This window comes from Pseudomonas sp. VA159-2 (genome assembly GCF_024126635.1).
Lineage (GTDB): Bacteria > Pseudomonadota > Gammaproteobacteria > Pseudomonadales > Pseudomonadaceae > Aquipseudomonas > Aquipseudomonas muyukensis.
On record NZ_JAMYBV010000003.1, the window covers coordinates 229,473 to 249,120 of the forward strand.

22 protein-coding genes are annotated in these 19,648 nt (G+C 65.9%); 12 read left to right on the plus strand and 10 right to left on the minus strand.

Going from position 1 to position 19,648, the window contains the following annotated elements; translation table 11 throughout:
- Positions 1-7: 7 nt before the first annotated feature.
- From dapF to NJG22_RS04700, 3 genes are read right to left on the minus strand one after another with little or no spacing between them, the layout of a single operon-like run.
- Entirely contained in the window at positions 8-838 is an 831-nt protein-coding gene (gene dapF, locus NJG22_RS04690) for a diaminopimelate epimerase (protein ID WP_253092942.1), read from the minus strand.
- A 4-nt stretch (positions 839-842) separates the two neighbouring features.
- Positions 843-2,090 carry a diaminopimelate decarboxylase gene (gene lysA / locus NJG22_RS04695; RefSeq protein WP_253092944.1) on the minus strand — a complete coding sequence of 416 codons (1,248 nt, stop codon included), beginning with the start codon at positions 2,088-2,090 and terminating at the stop codon, positions 843-845.
- Between the two features lie 9 nt (positions 2,091-2,099).
- Positions 2,100-2,315, minus strand: coding sequence for a lipoprotein (locus tag NJG22_RS04700; RefSeq protein ID WP_217851331.1), 216 nt, complete (start codon positions 2,313-2,315; stop codon positions 2,100-2,102).
- Between the two features lie 199 nt (positions 2,316-2,514).
- Here NJG22_RS04700 and cyaY point away from each other — a divergent pair, with 199 nt between their 5' ends.
- From cyaY to rnk, 3 genes are all read left to right on the plus strand, one after another.
- Complete coding sequence (cyaY, locus tag NJG22_RS04705; protein ID WP_217851329.1) at positions 2,515-2,847, plus strand: iron donor protein CyaY; 333 nt, start codon at positions 2,515-2,517, stop codon at positions 2,845-2,847.
- 1 nt (position 2,848) lies between these two features.
- A complete protein-coding gene (locus NJG22_RS04710) occupies positions 2,849-3,067 on the plus strand; it encodes a DUF1289 domain-containing protein (protein WP_253092947.1) in 219 nt (72 codons plus the stop codon).
- Positions 3,068-3,224: 157 nt separating this feature from the next.
- The gene (gene rnk / locus NJG22_RS04715) at positions 3,225-3,635 is read left to right on the plus strand and encodes a nucleoside diphosphate kinase regulator (RefSeq protein ID WP_253092949.1); all 411 of its coding nucleotides are present in this window, start codon (positions 3,225-3,227) and stop codon (positions 3,633-3,635) included.
- Between the two features lie 6 nt (positions 3,636-3,641).
- On the opposite strand, the gene NJG22_RS04720 is transcribed toward rnk, so the two are convergent.
- The 4 genes from NJG22_RS04720 to NJG22_RS04735 all read right to left on the minus strand — a co-directional run bounded on the left by NJG22_RS04720 (position 3,642) and on the right by NJG22_RS04735 (position 8,192).
- Positions 3,642-4,484, minus strand: a complete 843-nt coding sequence (locus NJG22_RS04720; protein WP_253092950.1) for a hypothetical protein — start codon at positions 4,482-4,484, stop codon at positions 3,642-3,644.
- Positions 4,485-4,574: 90 nt separating this feature from the next.
- Positions 4,575-7,433, minus strand: coding sequence for a class I adenylate cyclase (locus tag NJG22_RS04725; protein WP_253092952.1), 2,859 nt, complete (start codon positions 7,431-7,433; stop codon positions 4,575-4,577).
- A gap of 159 nt (positions 7,434-7,592) precedes the next feature.
- Entirely contained in the window at positions 7,593-7,838 is a 246-nt protein-coding gene (locus tag NJG22_RS04730; RefSeq protein WP_253092954.1) for a TIGR02647 family protein, read from the minus strand.
- A gap of 51 nt (positions 7,839-7,889) precedes the next feature.
- Positions 7,890-8,192: a hypothetical protein gene (locus NJG22_RS04735; protein ID WP_253092956.1), complete on the minus strand. Its 303-nt coding sequence runs from the start codon at positions 8,190-8,192 to the stop codon at positions 7,890-7,892.
- Between the two features lie 147 nt (positions 8,193-8,339).
- On the opposite strand from NJG22_RS04735, the gene NJG22_RS04740 reads away from it, so the two are divergent.
- Complete coding sequence (locus NJG22_RS04740) at positions 8,340-9,002, plus strand: glutathione S-transferase (RefSeq protein ID WP_253092957.1); 663 nt, start codon at positions 8,340-8,342, stop codon at positions 9,000-9,002.
- Positions 9,003-9,087: 85 nt separating this feature from the next.
- Here NJG22_RS04740 and argH read toward each other — a convergent pair whose 3' ends face one another.
- A complete protein-coding gene (gene argH / locus NJG22_RS04745; protein WP_253092959.1) occupies positions 9,088-10,482 on the minus strand; it encodes an argininosuccinate lyase in 1,395 nt (464 codons plus the stop codon).
- A gap of 298 nt (positions 10,483-10,780) precedes the next feature.
- Here argH and NJG22_RS04750 point away from each other — a divergent pair, with 298 nt between their 5' ends.
- The 7 genes from NJG22_RS04750 to rsd all read left to right on the plus strand — a co-directional run bounded on the left by NJG22_RS04750 (position 10,781) and on the right by rsd (position 17,230).
- On the plus strand, positions 10,781-11,530 hold the full coding sequence (locus tag NJG22_RS04750) for a LytTR family DNA-binding domain-containing protein (RefSeq protein ID WP_253092961.1): 750 nt from the start codon (positions 10,781-10,783) through the stop codon (positions 11,528-11,530).
- A 137-nt stretch (positions 11,531-11,667) separates the two neighbouring features.
- Positions 11,668-12,609 carry a hydroxymethylbilane synthase gene (gene hemC / locus NJG22_RS04755; protein WP_253092963.1) on the plus strand — a complete coding sequence of 314 codons (942 nt, stop codon included), beginning with the start codon at positions 11,668-11,670 and terminating at the stop codon, positions 12,607-12,609.
- A complete protein-coding gene (locus tag NJG22_RS04760) occupies positions 12,606-13,373 on the plus strand; it encodes a uroporphyrinogen-III synthase (RefSeq protein WP_253092965.1) in 768 nt (255 codons plus the stop codon). Before hemC ends, NJG22_RS04760 begins: the two co-directional genes overlap by 4 nt.
- Before the next feature lie 45 nt (positions 13,374-13,418).
- Entirely contained in the window at positions 13,419-14,519 is a 1,101-nt protein-coding gene (locus tag NJG22_RS04765; protein ID WP_253092967.1) for a uroporphyrinogen-III C-methyltransferase, read from the plus strand.
- The gene (locus NJG22_RS04770) at positions 14,516-15,754 is read left to right on the plus strand and encodes a heme biosynthesis HemY N-terminal domain-containing protein (protein ID WP_253092969.1); all 1,239 of its coding nucleotides are present in this window, start codon (positions 14,516-14,518) and stop codon (positions 15,752-15,754) included. Before NJG22_RS04765 ends, NJG22_RS04770 begins: the two co-directional genes overlap by 4 nt.
- Positions 15,755-16,022: 268 nt before the next feature.
- Entirely contained in the window at positions 16,023-16,529 is a 507-nt protein-coding gene (locus NJG22_RS04775) for a disulfide bond formation protein B (protein ID WP_253092971.1), read from the plus strand.
- 230 nt (positions 16,530-16,759) lie between these two features.
- Positions 16,760-17,230 carry a sigma D regulator gene (rsd, locus tag NJG22_RS04780; protein WP_253092973.1) on the plus strand — a complete coding sequence of 157 codons (471 nt, stop codon included), beginning with the start codon at positions 16,760-16,762 and terminating at the stop codon, positions 17,228-17,230.
- A 1-nt stretch (position 17,231) separates the two neighbouring features.
- On the opposite strand, the gene NJG22_RS04785 is transcribed toward rsd, so the two are convergent.
- Complete coding sequence (locus tag NJG22_RS04785) at positions 17,232-17,897, minus strand: FKBP-type peptidyl-prolyl cis-trans isomerase (protein ID WP_253092975.1); 666 nt, start codon at positions 17,895-17,897, stop codon at positions 17,232-17,234.
- 224 nt (positions 17,898-18,121) lie between these two features.
- On the opposite strand from NJG22_RS04785, the gene NJG22_RS04790 reads away from it, so the two are divergent.
- On the plus strand, positions 18,122-19,168 hold the full coding sequence (locus NJG22_RS04790; RefSeq protein WP_253092977.1) for an AlgP family protein: 1,047 nt from the start codon (positions 18,122-18,124) through the stop codon (positions 19,166-19,168).
- Here the strand turns inward: NJG22_RS04790 and NJG22_RS04795 are convergent.
- Positions 19,144-19,623 carry a TIGR02444 family protein gene (locus tag NJG22_RS04795; protein ID WP_253092979.1) on the minus strand — a complete coding sequence of 160 codons (480 nt, stop codon included), beginning with the start codon at positions 19,621-19,623 and terminating at the stop codon, positions 19,144-19,146. The genes NJG22_RS04790 and NJG22_RS04795 overlap by 25 nt on opposite strands.
- Between the last annotated feature and the right edge of the window lie 25 nt (positions 19,624-19,648).

Consider the following 19,648-nt stretch of genomic DNA (forward strand, 5'->3'; position numbering starts at 1 on the left):
TACTCGCTTAGAGACGAACTTGTCCTTCGAATACGCGAACGGCTGGGCCGGTCATCAACACGGGCTTGCCGGGGCCGGCCCATTCGATGTTCAGGCGTCCACCGGGCAGGTCGATGGTCACGGGCGAATCCATCCAGCCTTGGCTGATGGCCGCCACGGCGGCGGCGCAGGCGCCGGTGCCGCAGGCCAAGGTTTCACCGGCACCACGTTCCCACACCCGCAGGTTGGCGCGGTGACGGTCGATCACCTGGATGAAGCCGGCGTTGACCCGCTGCGGGAAGCGCGGATGGTGCTCGATCTTCGGCCCCAGCTCGTGCACCGGCGCGCTGCGCACGTCGTCGACGCGCAGCACCGAGTGCGGGTTGCCCATGGACAGCGCGGCGATCTGGTGCACCTGGCCATCGACCTCCAACGCATAGCTTGGCGCCTGCTGGTCGGCGACGAACGGAATCTCGGCTGGGGCGAAGCGCGGTGGGCCCATGTCAACGCAGACCTGGCCATCGTTGCGCACATCCAGCTCGATGATGCCGCCCTTGGTTTCGACGCGGATGCGCTTCTTCGCGGTCAGGCGCTTGTCCAGCACGAAGCGGGCGAAGCAGCGCGCGCCGTTGCCGCATTGTTCGACCTCGGAGCCGTCGGCGTTGAAGATCCGGTAGCGGAAGTCCACTTCCGGGTTGTTCGGCGCCTCGACGATCAGCAACTGGTCGAAGCCGATGCCGGTGTTGCGGTCACCCCATTGCTTGGCGTGCTTGGGTTGGATATGCGCGTGCTGGCTGACCAGGTCGAGGACCATGAAGTCGTTGCCCAGCCCATGCATCTTGGTAAAGCGCAGCAACATGGGCTTACTCCGGCAGCAGGCTTTCGCCGGCGAACAGTTCGGCGACGGTTTCGCGGCGGCGCACTTCGAAGGCCTGGTCGCCATCGACCAGCACTTCGGCGCAGCGGCCACGGGTGTTGTAGTTGGAGCTCATGACGAAACCATAGGCGCCCGCGGAGCGCACGGCCAGCAGGTCGCCCTCGGCGAGGTCGAGCACGCGGTCCTTGGCGAGGAAGTCGCCGGTTTCGCAGATCGGCCCGACCAGGTCGTAGGCACGGCCCTCGCCGCCACGGGGCTTGACCGCGCTGACGTCCATCCAGGCCTGGTACAGGGCTGGGCGGATCAGGTCGTTCATGGCCGCGTCGATGACCGCGAAGTCCTTGTGCTCGGTGTGCTTGAGGTATTCCACGCGGGTCAGCAGCACGCCGCCGTTGGCGACGATATAGCGGCCTGGCTCGAACACCAGGGCCAGCTCGCGCTCGCCGACGCGCTCGCGGATGGCCTGGATGTAGTCGGCCAGCAGCGGTGGCTGTTCGTCGCGGTAGCGCACGCCGACGCCGCCACCGAGGTCGAGGTGGCGCAGGTGGATGCCGCATTCGGCCAGGCGGTCGACCAGCACCAGCAGGCGGTCCAGGGCATCGAGGAAAGGCTCGACGCTGGTCAGTTGCGAGCCGATGTGGCAGTCGACACCGATCACCTCGAGGTTGGGCAGCTGCGCGGCGCGCACGTAGAGCGCTTCGGCATCGGCGATGGCGATACCGAACTTGTTTTCCTTGAGACCGGTGGAAATGTACGGGTGGGTGCCGGCATCGACGTCCGGGTTGACCCGCAGCGACACCGGCGCCACCTTGCCCAGCTCGGCCGCGACCGCTTGCAGGCGCTCGAGCTCGTCGGCCGATTCGACGTTGAAACAGTGCACGCCGACTTGCAGGGCACGGCGCATGTCGGCGCGGGTCTTGCCGACCCCGGAGAACACCACGCGATCGGCGCGGCCACCGGCGGCCAGCACACGCTCCAGCTCCCCGCCGGAGACGATGTCGAAGCCGGCGCCCAGGCGTGCCAAGAGGTTCAGCACACCCAGGTTGGAGTTGGCCTTGACCGCGAAGCACACCAGGTGGTCGACCCCTTGCAGGGCCTCGGTGTAGCTACGGTACTGGGCCTCGATATGGGCGCGCGAATACACATAGGTGGGGGTGCCGAAGCGTTCGGCGAGCGCCGCCAGGGCCACCCCTTCGGCGAACAGTTCGCCGCCGCGGTAGTTGAATGCATCCATGGGATTTCCTTACTGAGCGGGCGACGGCTCAGCCTGCTCTTGCGGCTCCAGGTCCTGTTGCTGTTGCACAGGCTGGGCCCGCTGGTGCTGGTGCGACGACGACTTGCGCGGGCCCTTGCCGTCCTTGCCGTCTTCGGGCAGGTACAGGGGGCCTTTCTGGCCGCAGGCGGAAACGAGGCAGGCAACCGCGACCAGCGCCGCGACAGAGGAAATCAGGCGTTTCATGGGTGAAATCCTTGGAAATATGCAGTATTGCGGCCGAGTATACCGAGCGCCCACCTGATTGCCTATGCAAGGGTCGGCCCGCCTGGCGGGCTATGCTTGGCGGGCAAGCCCGCCGTCACAGCTACCCTTTGCTTTCCCGGCCCGGCGCCCGTATCGTGCCCGGCTTGCGTGTGTACAGCCATTTTTCGAGGTCCCTGCAATGAGTTTGAGCGAAGCGCGTTTCCACGATCTGGTCGACGCGACCCAACAGGCCCTGGAAGACCTGTTCGACGAGAGCGGCATGGACCTGGACATGGAGAACTCCGCCGGTGTGCTGACCGTCAAGTTCGACAATGGCAGCCAGCTGATCTTCAGCCGTCAGGAGCCACTGCGCCAGCTGTGGCTGGCCGACAAGTCGGGCGGTTTCCACTTCGACTACGACGAAGAAAACGGCAAGTGGACTTGCGAGAAGACCGAGGAGCTGCTGGGCGAGATGCTCGAGCGCATCGTCTGGGAGCGGGCCGGCGAGAAGCTGGACTTCGACGAGATCTGAGATGAGCGACCAGCCTCGGCCAGCGAAGCCGCTCTACAGTAATGTCAGCCCGGCGGTGCCATCACCTTGTATCAATGTGTGTCGGCTGGATGAGCACAAGGTGTGTACCGGCTGCCATCGACATGTCGAGCATATCCGCGAGTGGCGCTCGGCCGATGACCCGCGACGCCGGCAGATCTGCCTGGAAGCGTTGGCCCTGAAAAACCAGGCGCAGGCATAACCCCAGCGAAGGTGCGGGCTTGAGTATTTGCCCGGCTGTGGTAGTGTCGAGTTCTGCGTCGCTGACGCTAAAAGCATTTCGCAAACCCCGCCCTTGGGCGGGGTTTTGCTTTATCTGCCTGTAGAAAACTGCTTGTTCAAAGGAGTCTGACTGGATCATGAGCACCAAGCCTTCCCTCATCCTCACCCGCTTGGACGTGCAGCGTCTGGAGCGCCTGCTCGACAGCCTCGATGAAAGCACCCCGGGGGTGCTCGCCCTGCAGGACGAGCTGGACCGCGCCGAGCAGGTGGTCGGTCACGACGAGGTGCCCGCCGGTGTGGTGACCATGAACTCGCGCGTGCACTGCCGCGAGATCGCCAGTGGCAAGGACTACCACCTGACCCTGGTGTACCCGAAGGACGCCGGGCCGGAAGGCAGCGTCTCGATCCTCGCGCCGATCGGCTGCGCGCTGCTGGGCTTGTCGGTGGGCGACCAGATCGACTGGCCGGCCCCAGGTGGCAAGACCCTCAAGCTCGAATTGCTGGCGGTCGAGTACCAGCCGGAAGCGGCGGGTGACTTCGATCTTTGAGCTGTCTTAGCCGAGGTGCTGTGCCCGCACGCGGTTGGCGTGGATGCAGTTGTCGACCAGGCGGCTGCGCAGCGACCAGTCGGTGTTGATGATCCGGAAGCGCTGGATGTAGCTGTCCATGTCCCGGGACTCGAACCACTCGTCGATCTTGTCGCTGAAATCATCGGGGGTGAAGATGAACTTGTTGTACTTGGCGCACTGGATCGAGCTCAGTGGCAGGCGGTACTGCGCCCCCATCGCGATTTCGTCCATGAATGCCTTCAGCTCGCGGGTGCTGGGGGTGTTCTTGCCTATCCAGCCATGGTGCACGCCCTCCCAATAGCGATAGGGAGCCGGTCCGTTGTAGGCGATGACCAGAGTCCTGCCTGGGTGCTGCTGCCAGAGTTGATCCAGTGTCAGGGCGTTCATGTCGTAGTGGATCATGCGCGGTTCCAGGTGTTCGTCGAGCAGTTGCTGGAACCGTGCGTGCTCTTCGGCATTGAACCTGTCGAACGCATGGAAATCCAGCACGATGATCTCCCTGGCGTTGGCAGGGTTCGCATAGAACTGCTCGAGGGCCAACACCACATCGCCCAGTACCGTGCGCCCTGAAGATGCCAGGTGGTACAGCTGGTAGCGCGCCGGCTGGTCGGGGGTGTAAGAGCGGTGCAACTGCACGCGCAGGTCCAGCACGCGGATGCCACCGCGGATCTGCTCGATGCACGGTACGTCCTGGGTGATCTCCTGGGGGATGGAAAAGTTTGGCGCTTGCTTGTCCATGCCGGCGTCGTGGCTGCCCGGCAGGATCAGTTGGTCGATGCGCAGGCGCCCCAGCTCCGGGTGTGCGCCCATCCAGTTTTCGTTGTTCATGTCACGCTCCTCATCAGGTTGGAGCGCGTAGGATGCGTCCTACAAATCAGGCCGGGGCAGCCGGAAGCTGTTCCTGAACGGGAAACCGTTTCAGGGTTCGTACGTTGCCTGCAACCGTTCCAAGCCCTCGTTGAGCGCCTGTTCCAACTGGCTTTTGTAGCGCAGGTAGAGGCTGGTCGAGCCTGGCTCGTCGCCCAGTAGTTCGGACAAGTCCAGGTCGGTGATGTAGCAGCGGTAGCTGCCAGGGCCCTGGCGTTGTCGCAGGATCTGCCGGGCGACCACCGCGTACAGGTGCTCGCCATGCTCCAGCTGGGAAAACTCCTGCTGGTCGCAATACAGGGTGACGTGCACCTCATCGCCCACCCCGGCCTGGAGGATCGCCTGGACCTCGTAGTAGGGCTGGTTGTGGCCATCCTGCGGTGCCAGGCGGGGCTCGATGCCGCGCGCCTTGCCAGCGCCAGACGGCAGCAACTGGGCGTAGCGCAGCTCCAGCGCGGCCTGGGGCAGGCTGTCCAGTGGCAGCTGCGCGTCGCGGCGTATCAGCATCGATTGCAGGAAGCGCTGCAGCGGCAACAGCAGGTGGCGTTCGTCCTGCAGCGGCAGGCGCTGTTGCCATAGGGCATTGTGTTCATCGAGGACATAGAGGTCGGCCCAGCCCTCGTACAGGCGGTAGAACACCTGGATGGCATGGGGCTGGCTCTGGGCCAGGACCAGCGGCAAGTCGCTGTCCTGCAGGGCGTTGTCGTCCAGGTGCAGCGGGCTGTAGCGGCTACGCTCCTCGCCCAGGGCGGCGAGCACCTGCGCGTGGTCGTCGAAGGTGGCGAGGGTCACTTGCCCTGGCGTCAGTTCCAGGACATGAGTGTGCTCGGCCACTTGCACCAGGTAGCGCTGGTCGCGTTGCTGGTCGAGCAGCAATTGCGCGGTGTCGAAGAGCTCCTCGACCCGCTGGCTGATGGCCTGGGCGCGGTTGTGACAGTAGCAGCGCACCCGCAACCGCGGGCGGTGGCTGCGCTGGCCGAGGCTGTTGAGGAAGTCGCGCAGGCAGCGCAGCAGCGCGTGGTTGCCGTCGTAGCGCTGCACCAGTACCTCGTTCCAGCTGTTCAGGGTGATCTGGTCCAGGGTCAGCACCAGGTTCTCGCGCACCCCGGCATAGCTCAGCGAGTCGGTGCGCTCGGTGGTCATCAGGATGTTCAGGTCACGGTGGTGGCGCAGGGGATCGACCGCGACGTTGACCAGCAACAGGATTTCATCGGCCACGCTGGGTTGCAGCAGGCGCACCTCGCTGACCGGCTCCAGGGGCAGCGGCACGCCCTGCTGCAAGGCGCCGAGCAGGTTGAACAGCTCGAACTCGCTGAGGTCGCTGACCCCGGGGTGCAGGGCCAGGCGGGTGCTGCTGTCGATTACCCCGTTGCGGTGGGCCCAGGTGAGCAGCTCGAGCAGTTCGCGGCAGCGCTTGAGGGGGCTGAAGTGCTCCCATTCATGCACCCCCAGGTTGCCGTTGTACAACCCCCAATGGTGGGTGCCCGGCTCCTTGCGGTTGGCGGACTGGACCAGGGTCAGGGTGTCTTCGGCCAGGTCCGGGGCGATGCCCGGGTTGATCACTTCGATCTTGCCGGCCCGGCGCTCGAAGGCGGCGTACAGGCGCCTGCCGAGCACATTCAGGTCGCGTTGGTCGGCACGGCTGTTGGCATTCTGCAGGCGGGCGAACTGGGTCAGGAAGCGGTAGCTGTGGTTGAGCTCGGCCACCAGCTCGCGGCGCTCCAGCGCCACCTGGCGTACCTTCCACTGGCTGCGGCTGTCGAGCAGGGCCAGCTGGCGTTCGTCCCAGCCCCACTCCTTGGCCAGCCGTGCCAGCAGTTGGCGCTGCCAGCCATGGCTGCGGCTGCGGTCGCTGAGCTTCTTGTTCACCTTCAGGTACAGGCTGCGCCGCACCAGCTCCAGGCGTGCGTTTTCGCCGCGCTGTTGCAGGTAGCGCTCGATCCGCCGGTAGACCATGACGTAGGGGTCCAGCTCGTCGAGGTCCAGGTGGTTGGCGAACACCGCCTGCTTGTAATCCAGGCTCAGGCAGCGCACCTCGGGGTGTTCGCTGGCATAGGCCTCGGTCAGCAGTAGCTTGAGCAGCGACTTGTAGGGCGAATCGATGCCCTTGTACAGCTGCCACAGCCCGGCACCGACGAACTCGCCGGGCGGGACATGCGCCAGGTGGCCGAGGTCGAGGCCGTCCTGGGCGCGGATGAAGCGCTTGGACAGCAAGGTTTGGGTGTAGTCGCGGTAGTTGTGCTCCTGGTAGACCGGCACCAGCCACCACAGCGGCGTGCGCCCGGCCAGCCAAATGGCGGTGCGGTAGAACTCGTCGAGCAGCAGGTAGTGCTGGGTAGTGCCGCAGTCGTCCGAGCTGAGCTGGCTGTCGCGCTCGCCCTGGACGAAGCCTTGCGGCTCGATCAGGAAGCAGTGCGCCTCGGCGCCCAGGCTGGCGGCCCAGGCCTCGAGCAGCTGGCATTTGCGGCGCAACTCGGCCAGGGCCTGCTCGCCCAGGTCGGGGGCGTGGCATACCCACAGGTCCATGTCGCTTTGCTCGGCCTGGGCCAGGGTGCCCAGGCTGCCCATCAGGAACAGGCCATGGATCGGTTGTGGCGGGTTGCCATGGCGGGCTTTATAGGTGAACGAGCGGGTCAGGCGCTGGGCTTCGGCCAGCAGCTCGGCGCTGGGTTCGAACCCCGACACGCCGGCGGGGGTGGCCCCCGAGACATAGCCCGGCAGCAGCGGGTGATTGACATGGAAGAACAGCGGCAACAGCGTCAGCACCTGTTGCTGGCGCGTGGACAACCCTTCCATCGCCCGAGCGAGGCGGCCCTGGTTGATCTTCAGGAAGCGCGCGCGCAGGCGCGACAGCTCCTTGCGGTCGATGCCTTGGTCAAGGTCGGGGCGGATTTCATGGGGGTGGTTCATTGCGCGCTCAGGCAGGCCGGGGAAGCACTGGCGAGTTTAGCCTGAGTGGCGCGGTCGGATAAGGGGTTGCTGGCTTTTTGACGTCAGTTTACCAGCAGCACGGCGCCTGCCCCGCTCCCGTAGGCGTCAGCCTTGCTGGCGAAGCAGGCGCCGACGCCTTCAGGCCGGCTGAGGCGTTTTCAGAACCCTGAGCAGCAACTGCACGCTCTCGGCGGCGTCGTTGCCCAGGCTGGTGAGGTAGCCGCCGTCGGGCTGGTCAGTGAGACCTTTGTCGTGCAGGCGCTTGGCTGCGGCGACCAACGTCGGGGAGGCATCGCTGCACACCTTGATGCCTTCCTGGTGACTGTCCAGGTTGAACTGGGCAAGCACTTCCATTTCGGCGATCAGTTCGGGGTTGAAGGGCATGGGCTACTCCTGACTTCGAGACAAGGATGGAAGTCAGGAGTGTAGTCAGGTTTATTCGATGTCGCCTTGATCCGCCTCAGGTGGCAGCTCCGGCAGGGCGCGCAGGGCGGTTTCGTACCATTGGGTGTCGAACGGGCGGTCATGGTCGAGCATGGCGTCGATCTCGATGGCCAGCACATGGGCCATGAGGTTGAGGATGTCTTCACGTTCGTAGCCGACCAGGCTCAGTTTGTTGAACGTCGCCTTGGCCGCCGGTGGTTCGCCGCTTTCGATCTGGTTCTCGATGGCCTGGGTCAGCGTGGCCTCGGCGAAATCTTCTTCATCATTGCCGTCGATGTCTTGGGGTTCGCGCATGGCGGTGCTCCTGTGGTGAGGCGTACAGTGTGCCACGCCTGCCTTGGCAATGCCCGGCCATCGACGGCGTGCATGGCACTGGCCAGGGCCGGGCAACGGCGCTATAACAGCCGGGCCAACCCCATACGGCCCTGGAGGCTGCTTCACATGCTCAAGCTTCATGGATTCGCGGTCAGCAACTACTACAACATGGTCAAGCTGGCGCTGCTGGAAAAAGGCCTGCCCTTCGAGGAGGTGCCGTTCTTCGGCGGCCAGACGCCCCAGGCCCTAGCGGTCAGCCCGCGCGGCAAGGTGCCGGTGCTGCAGACCGAGCATGGCTTCATCAGCGAGACCGGGGTGATCCTCGACTACCTCGAGCAGACCCAGCCAGGCAAGGCGCTGCTGCCGGCCGACGCCTTCGGCCAGGCCAAGGTGCGCGAGCTGCTGCGGGAGATCGAGCTGTACATCGAACTGCCGGCACGTACCTGCTACGCCGAGGCGTTCTTTGGCGCGGCGGTGGAGCCGCTGATCAAGGAGCGTGCCCGCGCGGACCTGCTGGCGGGCTTTGCCACCCTCAAGCGCAATGGCCAGTTCGCGCCTTATGTGGCGGGTGAGCAGTTGACCATCGCCGACCTGATGTTCTGCTTCTCGGTCGACCTGGCCTGCGCGGTGGGCAAGAAGGTGCTGAACCTCGACTTGCTGGCGGACTTCCCGCAGGCAGCGGCGTTGCTGGAGAAACTGCAGGGCAACCCACACATGGCGCGGATCGCGGCGGACAAGGACGCGGTGATGCCGGCGTTCCTGGAGATGATCAAGAGCGGCAAGCGCTGAGCAAGCAAGGGGCCGCTGTGCGGCCCATCGCTACAAAGTACGCGATCCCTGTAGGAGCCGGCTTGCCGAGCAGCCCCTATAAGGTTTAGCGCGAAGCCAGCAGCGTTTTGCCGCGAGCCACAGCAGCCCGTACCTGCGCAGGTGCAGTGCCACCGATGTGGTTGCGGGCGTTGACCGAACCTTCCAGGGTCAGCACGGCGAAGACGTCCTGCTCGATCTGGTCGCTGAACTGGCGCAGTTCGTCCAGGCTCATCTCGGCCAGGTCCTTGCCGGTGTCCACGCCGTACTTCACGGCATGGCCGACGATCTCGTGGCAATCACGGAACGGCAGGCCGCGGCGCACCAGGTAGTCGGCCAGGTCCGTGGCGGTGGAGAAGCCGCGCAGGGCTGCCTCGCGCATGATGGCGTGCTTGGGCTTGATGGCCGGAATCATGTCGGCGAAGGCGCGCAGCGAGTCGCGCAGGGTGTCGGCGGCGTCGAACAGCGGCTCCTTGTCTTCCTGGTTGTCCTTGTTGTAGGCCAGTGGCTGGCCTTTCATCAGGGTCAGCAGGCCGGTCAGCGCGCCGAACACCCGGCCGCTCTTGCCGCGCACCAGCTCGGGCACGTCCGGGTTCTTCTTCTGCGGCATGATCGAGCTGCCGGTGCAGAAGCGGTCGGGCAGGTCGATGAACTGGAACTGCGCGCTGGTCCACAGCACCAGTTCTTCGGAGAAACGCGACAGGTGCATCATGGCGATGCTGGCGGCGGCGCAGAATTCGATGGCGAAGTCACGGTCCGAGACACCGTCCAGCGAGTTGCCGGCCACGGCTTCGAAGCCCAGCAGCTTGCAGGTCAGCTCGCGGTCGATCGGGTAGGTGGTGCCGGCCAGGGCGGCGCTGCCCAGGGGCATGCGGTTGGCGCGCTTGCGGCAGTCGACCAGGCGTTCGTAGTCGCGGCTGAGCATCTCGAACCAGGCCAGCAGGTGGTGGCCGAAGGTCACCGGCTGGGCGGTCTGCAGGTGGGTGAAGCCGGGCATGATGGTCTCGGCTTCGCGCTCGGCCTGCTCCAGCAAGCCTTTTTGCAGGCGGGTGACCTCGGCCAGGATCAGGTCGATCTCGTCACGCAGCCACAGGCGGATGTCGGTGGCTACCTGGTCGTTGCGGCTGCGCCCGGTGTGCAGCTTCTTGCCGGTGATGCCGATGCGGTCGGTCAGGCGCGCCTCGATGTTCATGTGCACGTCTTCGAGGTCGACGCGCCAGTCGAAGGTGCCGGCCTCGATTTCGCCCTGGATGGTCTTCAGGCCGTCGATGATGGTGTCGCGTTCGGCGTCGCTGAGCACGCCGACCTGCGCCAGCATGGTGGCGTGGGCGATCGAACCCATGATGTCGTGGCGGTACAGGCGCTTGTCGAAATCGACCGAGGCGGTGAAGCGGGCGACGAAGGCGTCGACGGGCTCACTGAAGCGGCCGCCCCAGGACTGATTGGTCTTGTCGGTGCTCATGGATTCACTCGTTGAAGGGGTGAACGGAAAAAGTGCCGCGATCATAGCAGGGTTGCGCCCGCCACCGCAGGGGGCGCTGGTCGTGAGAAACGTCCCAGGGCCGGGGGTGCGGCATATTCAACGATTGAACGGCAGTGTTCCACGGAGCGTCTACAGTTGGACAGAGGACTGGCGGTGAATCTGCCGGACCAGTGAATCTTTGGCCTTCGCACCGGTCTGTAGCGTGACCGCATTTCGGTCATCCCACACTTGTCTGCGCTATACCCGTGCGAGACTCACTCAGGAATCCAGCGCAATTATGAATGTCCTGATCGTTGATGATGAACCCCAGGCCCGCGAGCGCTTGAGCCGGCTGCTCGGCGAGCTGGAGGGCTATACCGTGATGGAGCCCAGCGCCACCAACGGCGAGGAGGCCCTGGCCCTGGTCGAAAGCCTCAAGCCAGACGTGGTGCTGCTGGATATCGGCATGCCCGGCCTGGACGGGCTGCAGGTCGCCGCCCGTCTTTGCGAGCGCGAAGCGCCACCGGCGGTGGTGTTCTGCACCGGCGATGACGAATACGGCAGCCAGGCCTTCAAGGACAGCACCCTCAGCCATGTCGTCAAACCGATCCAGGCCCAGGCCCTGCGCGACGCGCTGCGCCGCGCCGACAAACCCAATCGGGCGCAACTGGCGGCCTTGACCCGCCCGGCCGGCGACGCCGGGGGCGGCCCGCGCAGCCATATCAGCGCCCGTACCCGCAAGGGCATCGAGCTGATCCCGCTGCCCCAGGTGATCTATTTCATTGCCGACCACAAGTACGTCACCCTGCGCCACGAGGCCGGCGAGGTATTGCTCGACGAACCGCTCAAGGCGCTGGAAGACGAGTTCGGCGAGCGCTTTGTTCGCATCCACCGTAACGCACTGGTCGCCCGCGAGCGCATCGAGCGCCTGCAGCGCACGCCGCTGGGGCATTTCCAGCTTTATTTGAGGGGGCTCGACGGCGATGCCCTGACGGTAAGCCGGCGGCATGTGGCCGGGGTGCGCAAGATGATGCAGGCCCTGCACTGACTCACCCTCGACAGCGTGGGGGCGGCTTTGCCCGGCGGCTCAAGCCCCTTCCGCGTGGCGCTTTGCTGATCTGAATCTGCGGGAACCGCGGGAGGAACTGTTATCATCGGCGGTATTTCTCTGGTTCGGTGCGTTCCATGTCCACTCGCGAAATCCGCATTGCCACCCGTAAAAGTGCCCTGGCCCTGTGGCAGGCCGAATATGTCAAAGCCCGCCTGGAGCAGGCCCACCCCGGCATCCGGGTGACCCTGGTGCCCATGGTCAGCCGCGGCGACAAGCTGCTCGACGCGCCGCTGGCGAAGATCGGCGGCAAGGGCCTGTTCGTCAAGGAGCTGGAAACCGCGCTGCTGGACAACCAGGCCGACATCGCCGTGCACTCGATGAAGGATGTGCCCATGGACTTCCCCGAAGGCCTGGGCCTGTACTGCATCTGCGAGCGCGAAGACCCACGTGACGCCTTCGTCTCCAATACCTTCGAAAGCCTCGAGGCGCTGCCGGCCGGCAGTATCGTCGGTACCTCCAGCCTGCGCCGCCAGGCCCAATTGCTGGCACGCCGCCCGGACCTGAAAATCCAGTTCCTGCGCGGTAACGTCAACACCCGCCTGGCCAAGCTCGATGCCGGCGAGTACGACGCCATCATCCTCGCCGCCGCCGGCCTGATTCGCCTTGGCTTCGAAGAGCGCATCACCTCCACCATCAGTGTCGACGACAGCCTGCCGGCCGGCGGCCAGGGTGCCGTGGGCATCGAGTGCCGCAGCGCCGACCGCGAGATCCATGCGCTGCTGGCGCCGCTGCATCACCTCGATACCGCCGACCGCGTGATCGCCGAGCGCGCCCTGAACAAGCGCCTCAATGGCGGCTGCCAGGTGCCGATTGCCTGCTACGCAGTGCTCGAAGGCGAGCAACTGTGGCTGCGTGGCCTGGTCGGGCAACCGTCCGGTGGCACGCTGCTGGTGGCTGACGCCCGTGCGCCGCGGGGCAAGGCCGAAGCCCTGGGCGTGCAGGTCGCCGAGGAGCTGCTCGGCCAGGGCGCCGAGGCGATCCTCCAGCAAGTCTATGGCGAGGCCGGCCACCCGTGAGCCCCTGGCGCCTGCTGCTGACTCGCCCCGAAGAGGACTGCGCGGCACTGGCGCAGGCCCTGGCAGAGGCGGGCATTGCCAGCGCGAGCTTGCCGTTGCTGACCATCGAGGCCCTCGAACAGGGCCCGGCGCAACGGCTGGGCCTGCAGGCCATCGGCCAGGCGCGGGCGATCATCGTGGTGAGCAAGCCGGCAGCCCGCCTGCTGCTCGAGGCCCTGGACCGCGCGGGCATCGCAGTGCCGCCCACGGGGTGGTTCACCGTGGGCGAGGCCACGGCACGGGTGCTGCAAGAGCGTGGGCTTTTGGTGACTTTCCCTACAGCCGGTGACGACAGCGAGGCCTTGCTTTGCCTGCCTGCCCTGCGCGAGGCTGCCAGCTTTCCTACAGCCCGTGTCGTGATTGTCCGTGGCGAGGGCGGTCGCGAACTGCTGGCCGAGCGTCTTGCCGAGCAAGGTGCTAGTGTCGATTATCTGGAACTGTATCGGCGCAGCCTGCCGCCTTACCCGCCTGGCACCCTGGTGCAGCGTGTCGTTGGGGAACGCCTCAACGGCCTGGTGGTCAGCAGTGGGCAGGGGCTTGAACACCTGCACCGGCTGGCGGGCGTCGATTGGCCATGGCTGTCGCGCCTGCCGCTGTTCGTGCCCAGCCCGCGCGTGGCCGACCAGGCCCGCGCCCTGGGCGCTCGAGAAATTGTGGATTGCCGTGGCGCCAGCGCCGCGGCCTTGCTGGCAGCCGTGCAGCGAACCGCTGCGCCTGCCCCTTAAGGCGCTAAGCTTCACAGCGATGCGCACCCTGCAAAGGATGGATACGTGAGCGAAACTGTCTTGTCCAACACCGAACAGCCCAAGGCGTCCGAAGCGCCGAACACCACTACCGCCACGCCCGCCCGACGCTCCGGCAGCGGCTTGGCGCTGCTTGCGCTGCTGCTGGGCGCCGCCGGGGTCGCGGTTGGCGGCTGGGGCGCCTGGCAGGTGCGGCAGCTGCAAGGCAGCGAGCAAGGCCAGGGCGAGCACCTGCAAGCCTTGAACCAACGCGCTGACGCCTTGCAGCAACGCGAGCAGCAGCTCACTGCGCAACTGGCCAGCCTGCCGGCTGCCAGCGAGCTGGAAGACCGCCGGCGTCTGGTGGCGCAACTGCAGGGCGACCAGCAGCGCCTGAGCCAGCGGCTGGAGACCGCGCTTGGCGAAAGCCGCAAGGAGTGGCGCCTGGCCGAGGCCGAGCATTTGCTGCGCCTGGCGACCCTGCGCCTGTCGGCGCTGCAGGACATCGCCAGCGCCAAGGCGCTGGTCGAAGGCGCCGATGAAATCCTCCGCGAGCAAAGCGACCCAGGCGCCTTCGCCGCCCGTGAGCAGCTGGCGCGTAGCCTGGCCACGCTCTCCAGCACCCAGCAGCCGGACCGTACCGGCCTGTTCCTCAAGCTGGCCGCCCAGCGCGAGCAGGTCCAGCATCTCAGCGCCCAGTCGCCGGAGTTCGATGGCAAGGCCGATGCCCTGGGCGCGCTGACGGCCGATGGCGACGGCGCCAGCCGCTGGTCGCAGTGGTGGGCGGAGATCTCCAAGTACTTCCAGATCGACTTCAACGCCGACGACAATGTGCGCCCATTGCTGTCCGGGCAGTCGCTCAACCAGCTGCGCCTGGCCCTGAGCCTGACCATCGAGCAGGCCCAGTGGGCGGCGCTCAACGGTGAGGCCAAGGTATACGCCCAGGCCCTGGACGATGCGCGCAGCGTGTTGCTGGCCAACTTCAACGCGGACAACCCGCAGAGCAAGGCCATGCTCGACAGCCTCAACCAGCTGGCCGAACAACCGGTGTCGGTGGTCACGCCTGACTTGAGCGAAAGCCTGGTCGCGGTGCAGGCCTATATCCAGCGGCGGCACCAGCCGGCCAGCGCCGAGGGGGCCAAGCCATGAAGCGTGTCTACCTGCTGGCGGTGCTGGCGATCGTCATCGCCGCGGCGCTGGGCATCGCCATCGCCAAGCACAGCGGCTATGTGCTGATCGCCTATGGCGGTTTCCGTTACCAGTCGGGGCTATGGGCCGCGCTGGGCGCATTGGCCGGGCTGGTCGTGCTGCTGTTGGTGCTGCGCTACCTGGTCGGTCTGGTGCTGACCTCAAGTGGTGTGGTCAACCCATGGTCGCGGCGCAACCGCAGCCGGCGTACCCGCATCGCCGTCGAGCAAGGCCAGCTGGATCTGGCCGAGGGCCGCTGGGCCAGCGCGCAACGGCACCTGCAACGGGCCGCCGAGTCCGACCGCCAGCCCCTGCTGTATTACCTTGGCGCCGCCCGCGCGGCCAACGAACAGGGCCGTGTCGACGACCGCGACAACCTGCTCGAGCGCGCCCTGGAGCGCCAGCCCCAGGCCGAACTGGCGATTGCCTTGACCCACGCCCAGTTGCAAATGGACCGTGGCGAGAACGACGGCGCGCTCGAAGCCCTGCAGGCCATGCAGGAGCGTCACCCGCACAATGCCCAGGTGCTGCGCCTGTTGCAGCGCCTGCACCTGGAGCGCGGCGACTGGCCGGCGCTGATTCGCCTGCTGCCAGACCTGCGCAAGCACAAGGTGCTGCCGCCGGCCGAGCTGGCAGACCTGGAGCAGCGTGCCTGGGGCCAGAACCTGGGCCTGGCGGCCAGCCGGGGTGAGGACCCGCAGACTGCCCGCCAGGCACTGGAGCGGGCCTGGCAGCAACTGACGGCGGCCCAGCGCCAAGAGCCGCAGCTGGTGTCGGCGTATGCCGAGCAATTGCGTCAGAGCGGTGCCCAAGGCGAGGCCGAACAGGTGCTACGGGCTGCGCTCAAGCGCGGCTACGAGAGCCATCTGGCGCGGTTGTATGGCCTGGTGCGCGGGGATGACCCGGCGCGCCAGCTGCAGGTTGCCGAGGGGTGGCTCAAGGAACACCCGCAAGACCCTAGCCTGTTGCTGACCCTGGGGCGCCTGAGCTTGCAGAACCGATTGTGGGGCAAGGCTCGCGACTACCTGGAGAGCAGCCTGCGCCTGGAGCGCAACCCGGAGGCCTGTGCGGAGCTGGCGCGGTTGTTGGCCGGGCTGGGCGAAACGGAACGCAGCAACCAGCTGTTCCAGGAAGGCCTCGGTCTGTTGGACGAGCGCCTGCTGGCCCTGCCCTTGCCGGAAGGCGTGCGGGCCTGACCACCCGCCGTTCGCACTTTCCTCTAGGCGCCTTGCTGGCGAACCAGGCGCGCATTGGCGGCACCGGCTGTGCCGGTGTTCGCCGATGCCAACGCGCTAATGCCGTGCTGTTGACTGCATCTGCCTGCTTGTCAGAACTTTCCTGCTTCCCACAGAATCAATTCTGAGCCCATTCAGCGACTTGTCCCCGCTGTAGCGCCTTGATACAAAGCGCACCTTTCCTCTACCGTTTTCACCATCCTCCCTGACTCGCGGACACCTCTTGCCCATGTCGCTGGCCTGCTTGCGCAGCTTTTACCTTCCTGCCTTCCTGATTGCCCTGGGGGTGCTGGTCGCCTCGTTCCGGCTCGAATCGGTGGTTGGCCTGATCCCCTGCGCGCTGTGTTTCAGCCAGCGTCTGATGCTCGGCCTGTACGCCTTGGCGAGCCTGGCGGCGGTGCTGCATGCCCCGCGCTCTTGGGCCAAGCGCGGCTATGCCTGGCTGACCTTGGCCATCGCCGTCGCCGGGGCGTTGCTGGCGGGGCGGCACGTCTGGTTGCAGAGCGACCCGTCGCCCAGCGCCGGTTGCCACCTGCCGCTGGAGCAGCTCGTGCAGCGGCCCTTGGGCGAGATCCTGCACAGGTTCGTGTTGGGCAGCCCCGATTGCGTCTCCATCAGCTGGAGCTTCCTCGACCTGACCTTGCCCGAATGGAGCCTGCTGGCCTTTTTGCTGCTGGCCGCCCTGCCCGCGTCCTGGCTGGTGGCGTATCGATTCCGCAAGGGCACGCTGCGTTGACCCAGGGCAATGCCCGTGGCGTTGTTCGACCAGTGGTGCAGGCGAAAGGGATTAAACGCTTGTATGAACTTTGTCTGCTGCGTACCTTGATGGGCAGGTCGCGCGGGCATAATCTCCCGGCACGCCCACCGAAAATACAACTGCTCGATGCCGTTTGCTGATGTCACCTTTGTGCCACGGTATTGTGTCGCGAGGTGCAGCGGCATCTACCCAGAAGGGATGAGATTGCCATGCTCGATAGTTGCCAGAACGCCCAGGAACGCTGGGGCGGTGTTCACAAGCTGATCGATCGTTGGCTGGAGGAGCGCCAGGAATTGGTGCAGGCCTTCCGCGCCTTGCGCGATGCCAAGCCGGCGTTTGCCGACAAAGACCAGAACCGCGATTTCTGCGCCGTCCTGGTCGACTATGTTTCGGCCTGGCACTTCGAGGTCAGCGAGCAGCTGGTCAGCGAAGCCAAGGCCTTTGGCGATACCAAGGCGCTTGAACTGGCCAAGCAGATCAATCCACGTATCGATGTCAGCACCCAGATCGCGCTGGCTTTCAATGACCACTGCGAAAAGGGCGAGTGCACCGACCCTGAACGCTTCGCCGAAAAACTGGGCAAGTTAGGCAGCTTGCTGCGCGAACGCTTCGAGCTCGAAGACTGCCTCATCGACGTGCTGCACACTGCACACAAGCAAGAAGACGCAGTCCAGGCCTGAATCAGTCGGACACTGCCAGCAGCTCGATTTCGAATACCAGAGGGGTATAGGGCGCGATCAGGTCGCCCGCCCCGTCGGCGCCATAGGCTTTGGCCGATGGCACCACCAGGCGCCATTTCGCCCCGGCCTTCATCTTCGGCAATGCCACCTGCCAGCCTTCGATCACCGAGTCGAGCTTGAACCATTGCGGTTGCAGGTTCTGGTCGAACACCGTGCCATCCGGCAGACGTCCCACATAGCGTACCTGCACCCTGCCGCTGGCCTTGGGCTGTGCGCCCGTGCCGCCGGCCAGCTCGCTGTAGAGAATGCCATCGGCCAGCTCATGGACGCCTTTGCGCGCGCGTTCGCCGGCAAGGAAGCGTTTTTCCTCGGCCAGCAGCTTGTCCACCTGGGCCTGTTCGGCGGCGGCATTGGCCTGTTCTTCATGCTGCGCGAGGATGGCCTGCATGCGCGACTTGGCAATACGCGGTGGCTCGCCTTGATACGCCTGGCGCAGGCCCTCCACCAGGGCCTCGAGCTGCAGCCCAGGTACTTCCTGGCGCAGCCGCTCGCCCAGGCTGGCACCCAGGCTGTAGGCCAGGTCGCTGTCATTGGCGGGGGCGTTGTCGGTGTTGGCCAGGCACAGCGCGGGCACCAGGCACAGGCCGAAGATCAGAGAGCGAGGCATGGAAGACTCCTGCGGCAATGAGCGCGAAGTATGCCAGCCTTGTCGCCGAAAGATGTGTAAATATCGGCAACCCATTAACGGGCAACTACACTTGCTTGCAGCTGCAAGACAACAACTTTGCCCAGGCATGCAACGCGGCGCTATCGAGACGGTCAACATGCCCTAGCGGCGGTAGCAGCAGAAGCATAGTATGAGCCGCACTCTCGTCAGCCAGGAGGTAAACCATGTCGGCCAAAAAGAAGCCAGTAAGTACGCCGTTGCACCTGCTCCAGCAACTTTCGGGCAGCCTGCTCGAACATTTGGAAGATGCCTGCTCCCAAGCGCTGGCGGATGCCGAGAAACTATTGGCCAAGTTGGAAAAACAACGGGGCAAGGCGCAGGAGAAACTGCACAACGCCCGCCTGAAGTTGCAGGACGCGGCCAAGGCCGGTAAAGCCAAGGCCCAGGGCAAGGCACAAAAAGCCGCCGGTGAACTTGAAGACTTGCTCGACTCGCTCAAGGATCGCCAGACCCAGACTCGCACTTATATCCAGCAACTCAAGCGTGACGCCCAGGAAAGCCTGAAGTTGGCCCAGGGCGTCGGCAAGGTGCGCGAGGCTGCCGCCAAGGCACTGGACTCGCGTGCGGCAGCACCGAAGGCCGCCGCCAAGGCTGCAGCGAAAACCACTGCGGCCAAACCGGCAGCAAAACCCGCTGCCAAGCCTGCCGCCAAGGCGCCGGCCCGAGCTGCTGCCGCCAAGCCAGCGGCTAAACCCGCTGCGGCCAAGGCCCCGGCCAGAACCGCTGCTGCCAAGCCTGCCGCTGCCAAGGCGCCGGCCAGAACCGCCGCCAAGCCTGTCGCTGCCAAAGCCCCGGCCAGAGCCGCCGCGGCCAAGCCTGTCGCTGCCAAGGCAGCGGCGAAAACTGCCGCCGCCAAACCCGCTGCCAAGCCAGCGGCTAAACCAGCCGTTGCCAAACCTGCCGCCGCCAAGGCCTCGGCGAAAACCACAGCGGCCAAACCTGCCGCCAAACCGGCAGCAGCCAAGGCTCCGGTGAAAGCTGCGGCGGCCAAGCCTGCTGCCACCAAGGCACCGGCCAAGGCACCAGCCAAACCGGCCGCCAAGCCCGCTGCCGCCAAGGCTGCGGCCAAACCCGTCGCCGCCAAGCCGGTTGCCAGCAAACCCGCTGACAGCAAACCCGCCACTGCGGCCAACGGTGCAGCGTCGGCAACCAGCGCGGTAGCGCCAGCAGCAACCGCTACCCCGGCTCAGTCGCCGACTTCGGCGTCCTGAAGCTCACGGGCCGCGACGCGCAGCTGATGCAGCGCGTCGTGGTTCCGGGCCTGGTCCGGCGCCAGTCGGGCCAGCCAATCCTGCCCGGCGTCCGCTGTCGCAGGCCACTCCCGCGCCAGCGCCTCCAGGCGTTCGAGCAAGGTGCGCTCAGCCTGTAGCTCCAGGCCCTTCACCTGTTCACGCAGCACGCTCAAGTGCGGGTCGGCCAGCGCGTGCTCGCGCCACTGCTGGCGTAGCGTACGCAGCGGCCCAACCACGTCGCGTTGCCAGGGGCTGGCCAAGGCCTGCAAGGCGGCCGTTCGTTGCTCGTCGGCGCTCACGCCACGGGCCTGCAGCCAAGTGGCGCAGAGCAGCAGGCAGACATCGCCGCCCAGTTCCTGAAGGGCCAGGCTGGCTGCTTCGACACCCGGCCGGGCGTACAGGGCCAGGGCGTGATTCCACAGGTCGGTGTGCATGGTTTCACTCGCGCCAGGGGTCGGC

Coding starts and splice junctions, on each gene's coding strand:
- NJG22_RS04740 (WP_253092957.1), top strand. CDS start 8,340: ATGCTCAAGCTTCATGGATTCGCGGTCAGCAACTACTACAACATGGTC.
- rsd (WP_253092973.1), top strand. CDS start 16,760: ATGCTCGATAGTTGCCAGAACGCCCAGGAACGCTGGGGCGGTGTTCAC.
- cyaY (WP_217851329.1), top strand. CDS start 2,515: ATGAGTTTGAGCGAAGCGCGTTTCCACGATCTGGTCGACGCGACCCAA.
- NJG22_RS04710 (WP_253092947.1), top strand. CDS start 2,849: ATGAGCGACCAGCCTCGGCCAGCGAAGCCGCTCTACAGTAATGTCAGC.
- NJG22_RS04735 (WP_253092956.1), bottom strand. CDS start 8,192: ATGCGCGAACCCCAAGACATCGACGGCAATGATGAAGAAGATTTCGCC.
- rnk (WP_253092949.1), top strand. CDS start 3,225: ATGAGCACCAAGCCTTCCCTCATCCTCACCCGCTTGGACGTGCAGCGT.
- lysA (WP_253092944.1), bottom strand. CDS start 2,090: ATGGATGCATTCAACTACCGCGGCGGCGAACTGTTCGCCGAAGGGGTG.
- hemC (WP_253092963.1), top strand. CDS start 11,668: ATGTCCACTCGCGAAATCCGCATTGCCACCCGTAAAAGTGCCCTGGCC.
- NJG22_RS04775 (WP_253092971.1), top strand. CDS start 16,023: ATGTCGCTGGCCTGCTTGCGCAGCTTTTACCTTCCTGCCTTCCTGATT.
- NJG22_RS04720 (WP_253092950.1), bottom strand. CDS start 4,484: ATGAACAACGAAAACTGGATGGGCGCACACCCGGAGCTGGGGCGCCTG.
- NJG22_RS04770 (WP_253092969.1), top strand. CDS start 14,516: ATGAAGCGTGTCTACCTGCTGGCGGTGCTGGCGATCGTCATCGCCGCG.
- NJG22_RS04785 (WP_253092975.1), bottom strand. CDS start 17,897: ATGCCTCGCTCTCTGATCTTCGGCCTGTGCCTGGTGCCCGCGCTGTGC.
- NJG22_RS04750 (WP_253092961.1), top strand. CDS start 10,781: ATGAATGTCCTGATCGTTGATGATGAACCCCAGGCCCGCGAGCGCTTG.
- NJG22_RS04730 (WP_253092954.1), bottom strand. CDS start 7,838: ATGCCCTTCAACCCCGAACTGATCGCCGAAATGGAAGTGCTTGCCCAG.
- dapF (WP_253092942.1), bottom strand. CDS start 838: ATGTTGCTGCGCTTTACCAAGATGCATGGGCTGGGCAACGACTTCATG.
- NJG22_RS04725 (WP_253092952.1), bottom strand. CDS start 7,433: ATGAACCACCCCCATGAAATCCGCCCCGACCTTGACCAAGGCATCGAC.
- argH (WP_253092959.1), bottom strand. CDS start 10,482: ATGAGCACCGACAAGACCAATCAGTCCTGGGGCGGCCGCTTCAGTGAG.
- NJG22_RS04700 (WP_217851331.1), bottom strand. CDS start 2,315: ATGAAACGCCTGATTTCCTCTGTCGCGGCGCTGGTCGCGGTTGCCTGC.
- NJG22_RS04795 (WP_253092979.1), bottom strand. CDS start 19,623: ATGCACACCGACCTGTGGAATCACGCCCTGGCCCTGTACGCCCGGCCG.
- NJG22_RS04790 (WP_253092977.1), top strand. CDS start 18,122: ATGTCGGCCAAAAAGAAGCCAGTAAGTACGCCGTTGCACCTGCTCCAG.